We start from the raw sequence: 16,332 nt of genomic DNA on the forward strand, positions 1-16,332 counted from the left end.
CCGGTGCTGACTGGTCACGGGTTAGCCTTCGCAGCATCATGATCAAATAGTGCACTTTTTTGTATGGTTATTTGTTGCCTGCTGCGGGTGCGTCTACTTTTAACATTCACCTTTAAAAAATTTACAAAAGCTTAATAACCGGCCGTTTTTATTTACATCAGCGTACGGCCGATTGGTCTGCATTTTTTACTCTGTCAGGAAGCAATGATGAAAAAGAGAGCAAAAACCCTGCCCGGGGTGACCCGACGGCAGGTCTTGACCTGGTCAACGCTGGGCGTGGCCGCCAGCGTGTCGCAGGTCGCAGACGCGGTCTCCCTGAAGGGCTCGCCCGGCTGGACGCCCTTCTCTGATAATCCGCCCGAGCAGTTCACGCATCAGGGCTGGCTGTTCTTCACCGATGAGGAGGCGCGCACCGTTGAGGCCATCGTCGACAGGCTTATCCCGGCCGACGACCTGAGCGTGGGCGGTAAAGAGGCGGGCTGTGCAATCTTTATTGATCGCCAGCTACACGGCTTCTACGGCACGTTCGAACGCCTCTATATGCAGGGTCCCTTTCAGGAGGGCACCACGGAACAGGGCGATCAGTCGCCGCTGGTGCCGCAGCAGCGCTACCGCAAAGGGCTGGCGGCGCTCAATCGCTACGTGCAGCAAACCTCAAAAAAGAACTTTGTGGATCTGACACCCGCGCAGCAGGATGCGCTGCTGGAGGCGATGGAGGCCGGTAAGGTGCACTTTACGGACTTCGATGCGCAATCGCTGTTCCTTGAAGTGCTGAATAACACCATGGAGGGCTTCTTTGCCGATCCGGTCTACGGCGGTAATAAAGAGATGGTGTCATGGAAGATGCTGGGGTTCCCCGGTGCGCGCTATGACTATCGTGACTACATCGAACGGCACAATGAAGATCTCAAATTTGAACCTATCAGCATTACGCAATGGAAAGCAGGTGATCAGCGATGAAAAAACTACCGAAAACGGATGTGGTAGTGATCGGCCTTGGCTGGGCGGGATCGATCATTGCCAATGAGCTGGCAGACGAAGGGCTGGAGGTCATTGGCATTGAGCGCGGCCCGTGGCGCGATACCGCACGCGATTTTAATATCGGCACCGTGACCGATGAGCTGCGCTATGTGATGCGCGAGGAGCTGATGCTGCGTACCCGCCAGAATACCTGCACCGTGCGCAACAATCCTGCGCAGACCGCGCTGCCCATGCGGACCTGGGGATCGTTTCATCCCGGCAACGGTACCGGCGGTGCCGGCAACCACTGGGCGGGCATTACGTTCCGCTTTCAGCCGGAGGAGTTCCGTCTGAAAAGTCATCTGACAGAGCGTTACGGTGCGAAGGCGATACCGGACGAACTGGTGCTACAGGACTGGGGCACCAGCTGGGAAGAGATGGAGCCGCACTACATGCAGTTTGAGCGGGTCGCCGGCACCTCCGGCTATGCCGGTAATATCAATGGCGAGAAGCGCGCAGGCGGCAACCCCTTTGAGGGCGCACGGTCGGCCGACTACCCCCACGCCGCCGCTGCGCCAGCCCTATGGGCCGACGCTGTTTGCCGGGGCGGCAAAGAATTTGGGCTATCAGCCGTTTCCGGTGCCCTCCTCGCTGGTCTCAGAGGCGTACACCAATCCCTATGGTGTCACCATGGGCCCGTGCACCTTCTGCGGGTTCTGCACCAACTACGGCTGTGCCAACTACTCCAAGGCCAGCGCCATCACCACCATCCTGCCTGCGCTGATGCGCAAAGAGAACTTCACGGCGCAGACCAACTGTGAGGTACTGGAGGTGCTGACGGACTCGACGGGCAAGCGGGCGACCGGCGTGACCTATATCGACTCCTCCGGTGATAAGTGGGAGCAACCCGCCGATCTGGTGATTGTCGCTGCCTTCACCTTTGAGAACGTGCGCCTGATGCTGCTCTCCGGCATCGGTGAAGCGTACGATCCGGTCACAAATAAGGGCACCACCGGGCGCAATTATGCCTACCAGACCGCTAATGGCGTTACGCTGTTTTTCGATAACAAAAACTTCAACCCTTTCATTGGTGCCGGCGCGGTGGGCATGGGCATTGATGAGTTTAACAATGACAACTTCGACCATAGCGGGCTCGGCTTCTTTGGTGGCGGCAGTATCCGCGTAACGCCCATCGGGTCGGCGCCGATTGGCTACCGTCCGCTGCCGCCCAACACGCCTAAATGGGGATCGAAATGGAAGCGTGCGTTAAAAGATAACTATCTCAGCACCATGTCTATTGGCTGTGAGGCGAGCAGCTACACCACGCGCACTAACTATTTGTCGCTCGATCCCAACTACAAAGATCCCCATGGCCGGCCGCTGCTGCGTATCACCTTCGACTTTGCGGAAAACGATCTGAAGATGGCGCAGTACTGCACGGGCAAAGTGGCGGAGATTGCCAAATCGATGAATCCGCGTGAAATGATCGTCAAACCGATGACGGGTCACTGGAGCAGCGTGCCCTATCAATCTTCGCATGTGGTCGGCGGATTTATTATGGGCAGCGATCCCTCTACCAGTTCCGTTAACAAGCATCTGCAGGTGTGGGATGTGCCGAACCTGTTTGTGGTGGGCGCCTCCGCCTTTCCCCAGAATCCGGGTTACAACCCGACCGGCACCGTCGGCGCGCTGGCGTTTAAAGCCGCCCATGCGATCCGCCACGTTTACCTCAAGCGTCCGGGGGAGATGATCAGCGCATGAAAATTTCTTTTACCCTCAGCGCCGCCGCGCTGCTGCTGACCAGCTTTATGGCCCAGGCGCAGCCGGAATATGACCAGTACGCACGCGGCAGCTACATCGCCACGCTGGCGGACTGTACCGCCTGCCACACCCGCGATCCGCAGCAGCCGTTTGCCGGCGGCGTCAAGCTGCAAACGCCGTTCGGTACGCTGGTCGGCGCCAACATCACGCCAGACCGTGAAACCGGCATCGGCAACTGGAGCTATGACGACTTCCGCCGCGCCATGACCGAAGGCGTGGGTCACAACGGTAAACGCCTGTATGGCGCGATGCCGTTTACCGCCTACACCAAAATGCCGGAAAAAGATCTGCGGGATTTATGGGCGTGGATGCAGACGCTACAGCCTATCCATCAGCCGGTCGAAACCAATCAGCTGCCGTTTCCGTTCAATATCCGCACCAGTCTGATGGTATGGAACTGGATTAACTTTACCCGCGGCGAGTTTACGCCGGATCCGAAACGCTCCGCGCAGTGGAATCGCGGCGCTTACCTGGTTGAGGGGCCGGGCCACTGCGGCACCTGCCATACGCCGAAAAACCTCCTTGGCGGGGATAAAAACGGCCAGTTCCTGCGCGGTGAAGCGGTAGAGGGCTGGTATGCCCCCGATCTGACGGCCGGCAACCACAGCGGTCTGGGCAAGTGGAGCCAGCAGGATATTGTGAGCTATCTGCGCACCGGGGTGAATCGTTACGATATCGCTTCCGGCCCGATGGCAGACGCGGTGCGCCACTCAACGCAGCACTGGCACGAGGACGATCTGCAGGCAGTAGCGGTTTACCTGAAATCCGGCGAACAGCATGAAGATAAACCGCCTGCGCCGCTGGATACCTCAGATGATCGCATGAAACTGGGCGCACAGATTTATAGCGCTAAGTGCTCCGCCTGCCACAGCCCCGCCGGGCGCGGGGAGAAAAACATCTTCCCGCAGCTGGCGGATAACCCCTTGCTGAACCAGGCGGATGCGGTGTCACTGATTCGCGTAGTGGCGGCGGGCAGTCGCGGCGTGGATACCGATACGCGCCCGACGGCGCCGGCCATGCCCGCCTTTGCCGGTACGCTGGGTGATGAGGAGATCGCTGCAGTGGTCACCTGGATCCGCAACAGCTGGGGCAACGCCGCCGCGCCGGTCAGCGCTGACGACGTTAAAAAGGTGAAGGAGAAGCTGGAGTAACCTGACACACCGGCAGCCACGGCTGCCGGTGTGTCACTCTGCATCAGCTGCGCTGCTGCGCCACGCGCGATTTCACCGCCGGTGCATCATGTGTGTGTCCCGGTTGCGGTACGCGGATGATAAAGGTCAGCACGCCGGCAAACACATACAGCGCGGTATAAGCCCACACGACGCCGACGATATCGAAGAACGGCAGCAGCACGGAGGCAATCGCGGGCGCCACGAAGTTGCTCAGGCCGGCCGACAGGTTGTAAATCGATACCGCCGCGCCTTTGTGATGCGGCTCCAGCGTCGGAAACACGGCGGTCATCGGCACAAACGCCGCGACAAAGATCCCCAGCATCACTGCCGGAATCAGCGCCACCCAGAAGTTATGTCCGGCATACAGCGGCAGGTAGTAAAAGGCCAGACTGGAGATCGCCATGCCAAGGCAGCCAAACCAGCGTACCTGGCGAATCCAGCCCAGCTTCTCGCCGGTAATGCCCCAGAAGATGTTGGTAAAGATGGTGACGAAGAAGAACACCGCCCAGATCTGCAGCCACTCAGAGATGGTAAAGCCGAGACGATCGACAAACAGCAGCGGCATGATGATCGCGAAGCCAAACAGCGACAGCGTGTTAATGATGCGAATCAGACAGGCATAAAACACATGCTGGTTAGTGAACAGAATGGTGACCGCGCGCGACATCTCCGTCATTTTGTCACGCAACGGCAGATTAACGCGTGAGCGATCCACCGGCACGTTGCGCAGGCTGAAGAACGCCAGCACGCCGCCGCAGGCGACCCAGATAATTGCCAGCCACAGCGTGCCGGTTTCGCCCAGCATCGGAATGGTCAGGCTGGGCAGATAGCTGCCCACGACGCCAATCCCTACCGAATACATCGCCCAGAACCAGCCGGTTGCCGCCGCCAGTTTTTCACGCGGCAGAACCTGCACCAGCATCATCATGAACGAATAGATAAACAGCGGATAGGCCAGCCCACGAATGCCGTAAAACAGCACCATCAGCGGATAGTTGCGCAGGCCAAGACCGAGCGACATAAACAGCGTGTGCATCACAATCCACAGCACAAAACCAATCAGCATGGCGCGCTGCGGTGTAATCAGCTCCGCCACCACGCCAGAAGCCCACGCGGCCAGCGCGGCCGCCAGGCCATAGAAGGTAAACACCAGCGCCGACTGCGCCGGCGTAAAGCCCATGTCAGTAATATGGCGTGACAGAAACGCCATTTCGAAGCCGTCGCCCGCCATGAAAATGGCGATGGCGAGGAAGCCCCAGAACATCTTTTTCGGTAAGCCAAACCAGTATTCGTTCGATTGCATCACAATCTTCCTTCCGTTCGCTAATCCGATCAGGCTGGCAGCAACGTGCGCGCCTGCTGTTGTTGTACATAGAGTTCGCGGAACAGGCGCAGGCGCTGCTGCAGCACTGCTCCCCGCGCCGTATCCGGCAGATAACGCGCCTGTACGGGCGGTTTACGGCACACCTCGCGCTCCGCTCCCCCCTCTGCCAGCCAGGCCAGACGTGCAGCGCCGAGCGCGCCAGACGCGCTGGCAGGGTGCGTGACGATGGGCAGTTGCAGCACATCGGCAATCAGCTGCGCCCACAGCGCACTGCGCGCGCCACCGCCCGTCAGGCTGCACTGGGTGATCTGATGCTGCGCATCGCCCAGCACCGCTAAACCGTCCGCCAGACCAAACGCCACGCCCTCAATCACCGCGTAGCCCAGCAGCGCACGCGGGGTTTCGTGGCGCAGATTGAAGAACGCGCCAGAGGCATCCGGATCGTTATGCGGCGTGCGTTCGCCGGAGAGATAGGGCAGAAACAGCGGCGCGGCGCGCAGACGGGATTCACTTAGCTGCGCCATCTCCTCCATCAGCTGGCTTTCGGTTACCGACAGCAGATTGCACAGCCAGCGCAGGCAGCTGGCGGCGCTGAGCATCACGCTCATCTGATGCCAGCGCCCCGGCAGCGCATGGCAAAACGCGTGCACGCCCGCGTGGGGATCGGCCTGCAGCCGGTCATTCACCACGAAGATCACGCCCGACGTCCCCAGCGAGATAAACGCATCGCCGGGATTGACCGCGCCAACCCCCACCGCCGATGCCGCGTTATCGCCGCCGCCGCCCGCCACGCTTACCGTGGTGGATAAGCCCCACTCGCTCGCCAGTTCGGCTTTGAGCGTTCCGCTCACCGCACTGCCCTCCACCAGCATCGGCATTTGTGCGCGCGTCAGGCCGGTTATCGCCAGCAGCGTATCGGACCAGTCGCGCTGCGCCACATCCAGCCACAGCGTACCGGCCGCATCGGAGGGTTCGCTGACGAAGCGCCCGGTAAGGCGCCAGCGCAGATAGTCTTTGGGCAGCAGCACTTTATCGATGCGGCGGAAAACCTCCGGCTCATTCTCCGCGACCCACTGCAGCTTGGGCGCCGTGAACCCTGGCATGATCATGTTGGCGCTGATCTGCATCATCTCCGGATGCTGCGTACGCAGCGCTTCACACTGCGCGGCGCTGCGCGTGTCGTTCCACAATATGCACGGACGCAGCACATTGCCTGCGGCGTCCAGCAGCACCGCACCGTGCATCTGCCCGGAGAGGCCAATGCCACGGATCGCTGCCCAGGCCTCGGGCACCTGCTGGCGCAGGCCGGCCATCACCTGATTACAGGCCTGCCACCAGAGCGTCGGATCCTGCTCCGCCCAGTGCGGATGCGGCCGCTGCACCGTCAGCGTGGCGTGCTGCGTGGCCACAATGTCGCCCTGCGCATCGACAATCAACGCTTTGAGTTCTGACGTGCCGATATCAATACCGAGATACATGACGCGCTCCTTATACCGCAGCCAGCGAGCGTTCCGGCTGTTTCAACCAGGCCTGTAAATCAGCGACTTTCCGGCTGACCAGCGCATGGAATGCCGCATCGCCGGCCAGTTCGGCAAACAGCGTGCTGTCGCTGAGGAACGCCTTGAGCGCATCTTCGGAGGCGAACTGCTGACGCAGCGCATCGGCCTGCAGCACGCCATCCTGGTAGGTGTACGGCAGGTCGTCCCGGGCCCAGCGCTGCAGGAACAGATAGAACAGCGCCGGCAGCATGGCCGTGGCTTCCGGCTGCGCGCCGCGCTGATAGCATTCGCGTAGCGTTGGCGTCACCATGCCAGGGATTTTTGACAGGCCATCGGCGCCCACACGCTGATTGGTATCTTTGATGTAAGGGTTGCTAAAGCGCGCCAGCACCACATCACGGTAATCGGCAAGGTCAAGCGGGCTGGGTGAGAGCGACGGGATAACATCCCGGGTGATATAGGCGTGTGCCAGCGCGTAAATATCTGGCTGACGCGTGCTCTCATCAATGTGGTTAAGGCCAATCAGCGTACCGGCCCAGGCAATCGCCGCGTGTGTTGCATTGAGGATACGGATTTTAGCCTCTTCCCACGGCAGTACTGACTCCACCAGCTCAACTCCGACCTTCTCCAGCGCCGGCCGACCCGCGATGAAGTCATCCTCAATCACCCACTGAATAAAGGATTCCGCCATTACTGCTGCGCCGTCGTCTCTGCCGGTTGCTGCTTTAACCCGTTCGGCGACATCCGGCGTTGGGCGCGGCGTGATGCGATCGACCATGGTGTTAGGTGATGTGGTGTTGTTGCGCACCCACTCCGCCAGCGCGCTATCGCCTTTGGCCGCGAGAAACGCCAGGAAACCCTGACGGAAGCGCTCACCGTTGTGACGCAGGTTATCGCAGTTCAGCAGCGTGACCGGCGCCCCGCCCTTCGCCACGCGCTGGCTGAGAATACGTGCCAGCGCACCGTAAATCGTCCGGATATCGCCTTGTATGTCGGCCTGTACGTCAGCCTGCGTCAGGTCCAGCTCATGCGCAGTTGTCAGGTAGTAGCCGGCTTCCGTCACGGTAAAACCGATCACGCGGGTCTGCGCATCGGCGCCCTGCTCGACCAGCGCGCTGATCTCTCTGTCCCACGGCAGAATTTTGCGCAGCGAGGTGATGGTTTCATAGGCGCGCTCCCCTTCTGGCGTCACCGTCTCCAGCACATACTCGCCGTTCTGCGCCTGCAGTTGCGCCAGCAGCGGCAGGGCATCACTACGGATGTTGCCCAGCGCGATGCTCCAGCTATCGTCGCCCTGTTCACGCAGCTTGTGCAGGTACCATGCCTGATGAGCACGGTGGAAAGAGCCAGCGCCAATGTGCATCCACACAGAATTTGTTGTCATAATCGCCTCAAATTAAACATTTGCCACCATGAAGGGCATTTGCCCGATAAGGCGTAGCATAGTCGCCGCCCGCGTTCAGGTTCTGCGAGATCCATCACAATTAATACATTTGCTCTTTTTTAGGGCTTTTGCTCAGTTAACGCTTCTCCTGCAATACGCGATAAACTGACGCCAACGTTTTTGACGGAACCGCGTGATGAGCAGAGAAGAGAAAAAGCAGGAGCTGGCGGCGCGTGCCGCGTGGATGTACTACGTGGCGGGCGTGACGCAGCAGGAGATTGCGCGCGCGCTGGGCTTGTCGCGTCAGGTCGCGCAGCGGCTGGTCTCCAGCGCGCGTGAAATGGGCATGGTGAGCGTGAAGATCGACCATCCGGTGACGCACTGTCTGCACCTGGCGCGTGAGGTACAGGAGAAATTTGGTCTGGCCCTGTGCCGCGTAGTGCCTTCCGCTCATCTCGATGATGAGGCGATCCAGCAGATGCTGGCAGTCGAAGGCGCAGCGGTCATGGCGCAGTTTATTAACGAAGAGGCGCCGCAGGTCTTTGGCATCGGCTCCGGTAAGACGCTGCGCGCGATGATCGATGCGCTGCCGTGGGTGGAGCGTCCGCAGCATCAGTGTGTGTCGATGATTGGCGCCATCGCCCGCGATGACTCCGGCACGCGCTACGATGTACCGCTCAAGATGGCCGAGAAGATGCAGGGGAAGTACTTTTTCATTCCCGCGCCGCTCTACGCCGATACGCCGCAGGATAAAGCGATGTGGGTGCAGCATCAGGTCTATCAGCGCGTTACCCAGCGCGCACTACAGGCGGACGTGGCATTTGTTGGCATCGGTGAAGTGATGCCCGGCTGTCCGCTGAACGCGGAGGGATTTATTACCGATGCGCAGGTGAATGCCCTTAACGCACGCGGCGTGGTGGGCGAGATGCTGGGGCACTTTTTCAATCAGCAGGGTGAGCGCGTATGGGGCGAAACCGATGAGCTGCTGACCAGCGTGCGGCTGGAGAGCCAGACGCAGCGCAGGATCATCGGTTTTGCCGGCAGCCCGCGCAAATATGCCGCCATCCAGGCCGCGCTGCAGGGCGGCTGGGTATCCGGCCTGGTGACGGATGAAGATACGGCGCTGAAACTGCTCAGTGATTGATTAAGGGTGCGCTGAGATGCGCACCCTTTTACATCCGGGTCGCCGTGAATGGCAACCGTCGGTTACTTCAACGATCCCTTCAGGAACTGCTGCAGGCGCGGGCTTTTGGGGTTACCGAACAGCTCATCCGGCGCGCCCTGCTCCTCAATCTTGCCCTGATGCAGGAAAATCACATGGTTAGAGACGTGACGGGCAAACTCCATCTCGTGCGTCACAACCACCATGGTTTTTCCCTCTTCTGCCAGCTTTTGCATAATGCGCAGCACTTCGCCGACCAGCTCCGGATCCAGCGCCGAGGTCGGTTCGTCAAACAGCAGCACCTCCGGCTCCATCGCCAGCGCGCGGGCAATGGAGACACGCTGCTGCTGGCCGCCAGAGAGGTGCACCGGGTATTTGGCGCGCGCGCGCGCATCGATGCCCACTTTATCCAGATATTTAATGGCCCGTTCACGCGCTTCAGCTTTGCTCAGCCCCAGCACCTGAATCGGTGCCTCCGTGACGTTATCCAGCACCGTCATGTGGCTCCACAAATTGAAGTGCTGGAACACCATGGTCAGGCGGGTGCGCAACGAGCGCAGCTGCTCTTTATCGGCAACCTTCAGTTGGCCGTCGGTATCGCGCACCAGTCTGATCTGTTCGTTATTGACCGCGATAGTGCCTTCACTCGGTTTTTCGAGGAAGTTAATGCAGCGTAAAAAAGTACTTTTCCCGGAGCCGGACGAGCCAATAATGCTGATCACATCGCCGGCGTTAGCCTGCAGTGATACGCCTTTCAATACTTCATGTTCACCGTAACGCTTGTGCAGTTCGGTAACGCTTAATTTATTTTCAGCCATAGTGATACTCAGTGCGACGAAGAGGGTTTCACGTGCGCGAGGAAGCGACGCTCCGCCAGGCGGAACAGGCTAATCAGCACGTAAGAGATGATCAGATACAGCACCGCAGCGATGCCAAACGCGGTAAACGGCTGATAGGTCGCCGAGTTGATGTCGCGCGCAATTTTTAACAGATCCGGCACCGTGGCCGTGAACGCCAGGGCGGTTGAGTGCAGCATCAGGATCACTTCATTGCTATAGGCAGGCAGCGCCGTGCGCAGCGCCGAGGGCAAGATGATGCAGCGGTAAAGCTTAAACGGCGAGAAGCCATAGGCGCGCGCCGCTTCGATTTCACCGTGCGGCACCGAGCGAATCGCGCCGGCAAAGATCTCCGTGGTGTAGGCGCAGGTATTCAGCGTAAAGGCCAGCAGCGTACAGTTAAGACCGCTGCGGAAGAAAGCATTCAACAGCTCCGAGCCTTTCACCACCTCCAGCGTGTACATGCCGGAGTAGAACACCAGCAGCTGCACGTAGAGCGGTGTGCCGCGAAACACATAGGTGAAGAGCCACACCGGGGTGGCGATATAGCGGTTAGGCGATACGCGCGCGATGGCCAGCACCACAGCCAGACAGCCGCCAATCACCACTGAAAGGATCAGCAGCCACAGCGTGATCGCCACGCCGGTAAAACGGTAACCATCGGTCCAGAGCAGTTGTTGCCAGTACTCCTGAATAATCTCGATCATAATTCTGCCCTTTTCACACCCACCGTGTAGCGACGTTCAAGCCACCACAGCACGCCGTTCGACAGCGTGGTAAACACCAGATAGATAACTCCGGCAACAATCGCAAAGTAGAACGGCTGCCAGGTGCTTTTACCGGCCAGCTGAGTGGCTTTCACCACATCTTCCAGACCCAGCAGTGAAACCAGCGCCGTGGCTTTCAGGATCACCTGCCAGTTGTTGCCGATGCCGGGCAGCGCAAAGCGCATCATTGCCGGGAACAGGATGCGGCGGAAGGTCTGCGAACCGGTAAAGCCAAAGGCAGTGGCCGCTTCAATCTGCCCTTTCGGCACCGCGAGAAACGCCCCGCGGAAGGTTTCAGTAAAGTAGGCGCCGTAGATAAAGCCGAGCGTGATGATACCGGCCACCATCGGATCGATATCAAACTGAGCAACACCCAGCGCGTCGGTGACGGCGTTAAGGGCGATCTGCAAACCGTAGAAGATCAGCAGCATCAGCACCAGATCCGGCACGCCACGAATCAGCGTGGTATAGCCTTCAAAAATCATCGCCAGCGGGCGACTGCGGGAGAGTTTGGCACCGGCGCCAATCAGGCCAAGTATCACGGCCAGCAACACAGCGCTGAGCGCCAGCTCAAGGGTCACCAGGGTGCCTTTGAGAATTACTTCAGAATAGCCATACAGCATGGTTTCGATCCTGTCGTGAGGGAAAATAACAAACGCTGCCCAACAACAAACGGACAGTCCTGACCTGGGATGTGAATCACGGAAGGATGGCGGCAAGCGTATGAACCCCGGGAGTTTACATAAGTAAGCGCCCGGAGTGAATAGTTATGACATGCGATCCTGGCACTCAGCAAACCCGCTCAGGAGACAGGACAATTAATCGCCGTACACGTTGAAATCAAAATACTTCTTCGCAATCTTGTCGTAAGTACCATCTTTGCGCATGGCTTCAAACGCTTTATCGATGGCCGCTTTCAGATCGGCATCATCTTTACGCAGGCCCATGCCGGTCCCCACGCCAAAGATCTTGTCATCTTTCACCGCCGGGCCGGCAAAGGCATAACCCTTACCAACCGGCTGTTTCAGGAAGCCTTCGCTCGCCTGCACCTCGTCCTGGAAAGCGGCATCAATACGGCCGGCATTGAGATCCTGATACACCAGATCCTGGTTCGCATATGGCGTGACGTTCACCCCTTTTGGACGCCAGTTCTGGTTGGCGTAAGTTTCCTGCGTGGTGCCCTGCAGCAGACCAATATTTTTGCCCTTCAGCGACTCAATGGTCGGCTGCAGCGTTGATCCCTTTGTCGCCACTAAGCGTGCATTGGCTGCATAGAGTTTGTCGGAGAAGGCGATCTCCTCCTGCCGTTTTTCGGTGATCGACAGTGACGAGATGATGGCATCAATCTTTTTCGCTTTCAGCGAGGGGATCAGCGCATCGAAATCACTCTCCACATAGGTACATTTGGTCTGGATGCGCTTACAGATCTCGTTAGCCAGATCGATATCAAAGCCGACTAACTGGCCCTGAGCGTTCTTGGATTCAAACGGCGGGTAAGTGGGATCGGTCCCGATGCGCAGCGACTGCGGCACTGCCGCGAACACGCTTGCCGTACCCGACATCGCCAGCATCAGAGAAAGAGCCAGAACTCGCTTTTTCATAGGTAACCCTCAAGTGAAGTGCTTATTGTTATGTAGTCCATGATGTGTGTTTGCGCTGAAAGCAGTGCAGATTTCATGCCAGGTGTGCAGCCTGGCGAAACTGCGTGCTGGTGCACTAAATTTCGCGTCCGTCAGGGACGCAAGCATTTAGTTTGTGAGGGAAATATAACAGCGGCGTGAAGAAGAAAAAGTGAGTTTGTTAACTTTTGGTGCAGAAGATGCACGAACAGTGATCGGCCCCGCGCTTTTGCACGCAATCAGTGCATCCCTGCACCGCAATGGGCTGTAGGCCGCGCGAAGATAAAGCATCCGCACGGCCCGCGTTACCAGGCAGCGCCTGCGCCTGTCGGGCTACGCGGGTGCAGCTGCACCATTATGCGCCGCTCCAGCGGACAAACAGATCCTGCGGCAGTTCGATATCGAACTGGTCGAGTACGCGGTTGACAGTTTGATCCACTAAATCCTCAATGCGCTGCGGACGGTGGTAGAACGCAGGCACCGGCGGCATGATCAGCGCGCCCAGCTCGGCGGCGGTCGTCATCATGCGCAGGTGTCCGAGGTGCAGCGGCGTTTCGCGCACGCATAGCACCAGCTTGCGCTGCTCTTTCAGCACCACGTCAGCGGCGCGCGTTAGCAGGCTGTCGCTGTAGCTGTGAACAATGCCGGAGAGGGTTTTCATCGAGCACGGCAGAATTGCCATTCCCAGAGTTTTGAACGATCCCGAGGAGATGCTGGCAGCAATGTCGCGCACGTCGTGCACCACATCGGCCAGCGCCTGCACATCACGCAGGCTGTAGTCTGTCTCCAGCGCCAGCGTCTGGCGCGCGGCCGGGCTCATGACCAGATGGGTTTCCACTGCCTCCAGCGGTTGCAACACCTGCAGCAGGCGTACGCCATAGATCGCGCCGCTGGCGCCGGAAATACCAATGATAAGTCGTTTCATAATTCAGCCCTGCCGTTCAGATTGCGGCAATGATAGCCGTTACCGATTGAGAAATACAAAAACAAACAGGGCGGGATCGCTCCCGCCCTGTTGTGCACGTTAACCCAGGCTTAGCCTTCGTTATGCAGCTCCAGACCTTCTACCTCTGTCTGACGCTGAATCGCTTTGGCATCATCATTGCGCAGCGACTGCAGATACTCCAGGTACTGCTGATCGACATCTTTGGTGACGTAGATACCGTTGAACACCGAGCACTCAAACTGCGCGATATCCGGGTTCTCTTCACGTACCGCTTCGATCAGATCGTTGAGATCCTGGAAAATCAGCGCATCGGCTTTGATCAGCTGGCGAATCTCTTCCACTTCACGACCGTGCGCAATCAGCTCGGTGGCGCTCGGCATATCGATGCCGTAAACATTCGGGAAGCGAATCTCCGGCGCGGCAGAGGCCAGATAGACACGCTTCGCACCCGCCTCACGCGCCATCTCAATGATCTGCTCGGAGGTGGTGCCGCGCACGATGGAGTCATCCACCAGCAGAACGTTTTTATCACGGAACTCAGCGCGGTTGGCGTTCAGCTTGCGGCGTACCGCGCTGCGGCGCAGGTGCTGGCCTGGCATGATAAACGTCCGGCCAACATAGCGGTTCTTGACAAAGCCCTGACGGTACGGCTTATCCAGAATACGGGCAATCTCCAGCGCGGTATCGGTCGAGGTTTCCGGAATCGGGATGACTACGTCGATATCCAGATCTTCCCACTCGCGGGCGATCTTCTCACCCAGCTTGGTGCCCATGCGCACGCGCGCGCTGTAGACAGAGATCTTATCGAGGAACGAATCCGGGCGCGCAAAGTAGACGTACTCGAACAGGCACGGGTTACTTTTCGGGTTTTCCGCGCACTGGCGGGTTGAGAGCTGGCCCTGCTCAGTGATGTACACTGCTTCACCCGGTGCGACATCACGGATGAACTCAAAGCCCAGCGTATCCAGCGCCACGCTTTCAGACGCCACCATATACTCCGTGCGGCCATCCGGCAGCTCACGCTTGCCGAGCACCAGCGGACGAATACCGTTCGGGTCGCGGAATGCCACCATACCGTGGCCGATAATCATCGCGACCACTGCGTAAGCGCCGCGCACCTGCTGATGCACCGCCGCCACCGCAGCAAAAATGTTGTCAGCTTCCAGCGGATAGTGCTGAAAACGGTCCAGCTCCTGCGCGAAGATATTCAGCAGGATTTCGGAATCTGAGGTGGTGTTCACATGACGGCGACCCACTTCGAACAGCTGCTTACGCAGTTCATGTGCGTTGGTCAGGTTACCGTTATGCGCCAGCGTGATGCCGTACGGCGAGTTCACGTAGAAGGGCTGCGCTTCAGAGGCGCTGGAGCTGCCTGCAGTCGGGTAGCGGACATGGCCGATACCGATATTGCCCTGCAAACGCTGCATGTGGCGCGCTTCGAACACGTCGCTCACCAGGCCATTGGCCTTGCGCAGACGGAAGCAGTTCAGCGCATCGATGGTACAAATGCCGGCGGCATCCTGCCCGCGGTGCTGCAGCACCGTTAACGCGTCATAGATCGACTGGTTTACTGGCATAAAACCGGTGATACCAACAATACCGCACATGTTGTCATTTCCTCATTAGCCGCACTCCCGATGGTGTCACCGGGGTAAAAAACTCGACGTGCTTTTCAGGTAATCAAAGAACCACCTGATGATGTAACTGAACTGGGGAATGAGTTGAGACTGTTGCCAGTCCGGGCTTTTGGAAAAGCCGGTGAATGTATCAAGGAAGAAGAGAATGGCGGATACAATCAGCACGCCACGCAACGCCCCGAAACAGACCCCCAACACCCTGTCGGTTCCCGACAAGCCGGTTTTCTCAACCAGCGAGCCGATCACGTAGTTCACGATGGCACCCACAATCAGAGTGGCAACGAATAACACCGCGATAGCGATACCGTTACGAACCAGTTCATCGTCAAAACCTGTGAACCAGACGGCAAGGTAGGCGTAGTAATGACTGGCGACAAAAAACGCGCATCCCCAGGTAACAAGAGATAAGGCTTCCCGGACAAACCCACGAATCAGGCTGACCAGAGCCGAAAAACCAACTACCGCAATAATGACGTAATCAATCCAGATCATGAACGCTTCCACTACAGTGCTTTTGCACCCCTGCATCCAGTTCGGGGCGCATTCTAACAGAAAAAGAAAACGTTTGCGTAGGGTTTTCCGGTTCTGCATCCATAAAAAGGGCGATGAAAAAATCTTTCGTCGCCCCGTTACCTGTCAGCTGGTTAACTCTCTGATATAAAATCATTTTTATGCCGTGCTTCGCTTTAAAAAAGCGATAAAGCTGCACCTGTTTCTGCCATCGGCGCAGCTTATCAACTTATCAGCGTGTGCTGTACGGCTTCACCACGCCGCCAAGGCCAGAGATACCCTGCAGCTCGCCCAGCGAACTCTGCAGTTTGGCTTTTGACGCATCCGGACCCACATAAATCCGGGTGATCTGCCCCTGCACTGGCGTAGCCGGTACCGTAAAGGCACGATAGCCCGAGAGACGCAGCTGCGCTACGATCTCGCTCACTTTCGCCGCATTCTTCAGGGCACCCAGCTGTACTACATAGGCCTGGCCGGCGGGTTCGCTCTGCTTCAGCGTCTCTGCGGGTTTAGGCTGCTCTGCCGGTTTACTCTGCTCGACCGGTTTTGGCTGTTCGACCGGTTTCGGCTTCGGCTGCTCTGGCGGCTTCGGTTTTGTCTGTTCTGCCGGCTTCGGCTTCGGCTGCTCTGCCGGTTTCTGCTGCGGCTTCGGCTGTACCTGCTGATGCACCGGCGGCGGCGTGACCACGCTCGGC

15 protein-coding genes and 1 pseudogene are annotated in these 16,332 nt (G+C 58.5%); 4 read left to right on the forward strand and 12 right to left on the reverse strand.

Annotated features, from left to right (window positions below):
• The first annotated feature begins 207 nt into the window (after positions 1-207).
• The 3 genes and pseudogenes from HA48_RS12130 to HA48_RS12140 all read left to right on the forward strand — a co-directional run bounded on the left by HA48_RS12130 (position 208) and on the right by HA48_RS12140 (position 3,932).
• Positions 208-960 carry a gluconate 2-dehydrogenase subunit 3 family protein gene (locus HA48_RS12130; RefSeq protein WP_128601536.1) on the forward strand — a complete coding sequence of 251 codons (753 nt, stop codon included), beginning with the start codon at positions 208-210 and terminating at the stop codon, positions 958-960.
• Positions 957-2,721 (forward strand): annotated as a pseudogene (locus HA48_RS12135) (GMC family oxidoreductase). The gene HA48_RS12130 and the pseudogene HA48_RS12135 overlap by 4 nt, the downstream one beginning before the upstream one ends.
• On the forward strand, positions 2,718-3,932 hold the full coding sequence (locus tag HA48_RS12140) for a cytochrome c (protein WP_128601537.1): 1,215 nt from the start codon (positions 2,718-2,720) through the stop codon (positions 3,930-3,932). The pseudogene HA48_RS12135 and the gene HA48_RS12140 overlap by 4 nt, the downstream one beginning before the upstream one ends.
• A 43-nt stretch (positions 3,933-3,975) precedes the next feature.
• Here HA48_RS12140 and HA48_RS12145 read toward each other — a convergent pair whose 3' ends face one another.
• Genes HA48_RS12145 through dalD form a run of 3 tightly spaced genes read right to left on the reverse strand, consistent with a single transcriptional unit; the run spans position 3,976 to position 8,160 of the window.
• Positions 3,976-5,256: an MFS transporter gene (locus tag HA48_RS12145; protein ID WP_128601538.1), complete on the reverse strand. Its 1,281-nt coding sequence runs from the start codon at positions 5,254-5,256 to the stop codon at positions 3,976-3,978.
• Positions 5,257-5,285: 29 nt separating this feature from the next.
• Positions 5,286-6,755 carry a xylulokinase gene (gene xylB / locus HA48_RS12150; protein WP_128601539.1) on the reverse strand — a complete coding sequence of 490 codons (1,470 nt, stop codon included), beginning with the start codon at positions 6,753-6,755 and terminating at the stop codon, positions 5,286-5,288.
• Between the two features lie 10 nt (positions 6,756-6,765).
• A complete protein-coding gene (dalD, locus tag HA48_RS12155; protein WP_128601540.1) occupies positions 6,766-8,160 on the reverse strand; it encodes a D-arabinitol 4-dehydrogenase in 1,395 nt (464 codons plus the stop codon).
• Between the two features lie 196 nt (positions 8,161-8,356).
• Here dalD and HA48_RS12160 point away from each other — a divergent pair, with 196 nt between their 5' ends.
• The gene (locus HA48_RS12160; protein ID WP_128601541.1) at positions 8,357-9,304 is read left to right on the forward strand and encodes a sugar-binding transcriptional regulator; all 948 of its coding nucleotides are present in this window, start codon (positions 8,357-8,359) and stop codon (positions 9,302-9,304) included.
• Between the two features lie 62 nt (positions 9,305-9,366).
• Here HA48_RS12160 and hisP read toward each other — a convergent pair whose 3' ends face one another.
• The 9 genes from hisP to dedD form a co-directional block, all read right to left on the reverse strand.
• On the reverse strand, positions 9,367-10,140 hold the full coding sequence (gene hisP / locus HA48_RS12165; protein WP_128601542.1) for a histidine ABC transporter ATP-binding protein HisP: 774 nt from the start codon (positions 10,138-10,140) through the stop codon (positions 9,367-9,369).
• A gap of 8 nt (positions 10,141-10,148) precedes the next feature.
• A complete protein-coding gene (locus tag HA48_RS12170; RefSeq protein WP_128601543.1) occupies positions 10,149-10,865 on the reverse strand; it encodes an ABC transporter permease in 717 nt (238 codons plus the stop codon).
• Entirely contained in the window at positions 10,862-11,548 is a 687-nt protein-coding gene (locus HA48_RS12175) for a histidine ABC transporter permease HisQ (protein ID WP_128601544.1), read from the reverse strand. The genes HA48_RS12170 and HA48_RS12175 overlap by 4 nt, the downstream gene beginning before the upstream one ends.
• A 195-nt stretch (positions 11,549-11,743) precedes the next feature.
• Complete coding sequence (gene argT / locus HA48_RS12180; protein WP_128601545.1) at positions 11,744-12,526, reverse strand: lysine/arginine/ornithine ABC transporter substrate-binding protein ArgT; 783 nt, start codon at positions 12,524-12,526, stop codon at positions 11,744-11,746.
• Between the two features lie 373 nt (positions 12,527-12,899).
• A complete protein-coding gene (locus tag HA48_RS12185) occupies positions 12,900-13,469 on the reverse strand; it encodes a UbiX family flavin prenyltransferase (protein WP_128601546.1) in 570 nt (189 codons plus the stop codon).
• 110 nt (positions 13,470-13,579) lie between these two features.
• Positions 13,580-15,097, reverse strand: coding sequence for an amidophosphoribosyltransferase (gene purF / locus HA48_RS12190; RefSeq protein ID WP_128601547.1), 1,518 nt, complete (start codon positions 15,095-15,097; stop codon positions 13,580-13,582).
• A gap of 36 nt (positions 15,098-15,133) precedes the next feature.
• A complete protein-coding gene (gene cvpA / locus HA48_RS12195; RefSeq protein WP_021509181.1) occupies positions 15,134-15,619 on the reverse strand; it encodes a colicin V production protein in 486 nt (161 codons plus the stop codon).
• Entirely contained in the window at positions 15,606-15,836 is a 231-nt protein-coding gene (locus HA48_RS12200; protein ID WP_128601548.1) for a hypothetical protein, read from the reverse strand. The genes cvpA and HA48_RS12200 overlap by 14 nt, the downstream gene beginning before the upstream one ends.
• 33 nt (positions 15,837-15,869) lie before the next feature.
• Positions 15,870-16,332 (reverse strand): cell division protein DedD (gene dedD, locus HA48_RS12205; protein WP_128601549.1); only part of this gene is annotated, 463 nt, incomplete at its 5' end.

It is taken from the genome of Pantoea wallisii, from assembly GCF_002095485.1.
Taxonomy (GTDB): domain Bacteria; phylum Pseudomonadota; class Gammaproteobacteria; order Enterobacterales; family Enterobacteriaceae; genus Pantoea; species Pantoea wallisii.

Excerpts from the sequence above, each read along its gene's own strand:
- HA48_RS12130 (WP_128601536.1), top strand. The coding sequence starts at position 208 with ATGAAAAAGAGAGCAAAAACCCTGCCCGGGGTGACCCGACGGCAGGTC.
- HA48_RS12140 (WP_128601537.1), top strand. The coding sequence starts at position 2,718 with ATGAAAATTTCTTTTACCCTCAGCGCCGCCGCGCTGCTGCTGACCAGC.
- HA48_RS12145 (WP_128601538.1), bottom strand. The coding sequence starts at position 5,256 with ATGCAATCGAACGAATACTGGTTTGGCTTACCGAAAAAGATGTTCTGG.
- xylB (WP_128601539.1), bottom strand. The coding sequence starts at position 6,755 with ATGTATCTCGGTATTGATATCGGCACGTCAGAACTCAAAGCGTTGATT.
- dalD (WP_128601540.1), bottom strand. The coding sequence starts at position 8,160 with ATGACAACAAATTCTGTGTGGATGCACATTGGCGCTGGCTCTTTCCAC.
- HA48_RS12160 (WP_128601541.1), top strand. The coding sequence starts at position 8,357 with ATGAGCAGAGAAGAGAAAAAGCAGGAGCTGGCGGCGCGTGCCGCGTGG.
- hisP (WP_128601542.1), bottom strand. The coding sequence starts at position 10,140 with ATGGCTGAAAATAAATTAAGCGTTACCGAACTGCACAAGCGTTACGGT.
- HA48_RS12170 (WP_128601543.1), bottom strand. The coding sequence starts at position 10,865 with ATGATCGAGATTATTCAGGAGTACTGGCAACAACTGCTCTGGACCGAT.
- HA48_RS12175 (WP_128601544.1), bottom strand. The coding sequence starts at position 11,548 with ATGCTGTATGGCTATTCTGAAGTAATTCTCAAAGGCACCCTGGTGACC.
- argT (WP_128601545.1), bottom strand. The coding sequence starts at position 12,526 with ATGAAAAAGCGAGTTCTGGCTCTTTCTCTGATGCTGGCGATGTCGGGT.
- HA48_RS12185 (WP_128601546.1), bottom strand. The coding sequence starts at position 13,469 with ATGAAACGACTTATCATTGGTATTTCCGGCGCCAGCGGCGCGATCTAT.
- purF (WP_128601547.1), bottom strand. The coding sequence starts at position 15,097 with ATGTGCGGTATTGTTGGTATCACCGGTTTTATGCCAGTAAACCAGTCG.
- cvpA (WP_021509181.1), bottom strand. The coding sequence starts at position 15,619 with ATGATCTGGATTGATTACGTCATTATTGCGGTAGTTGGTTTTTCGGCT.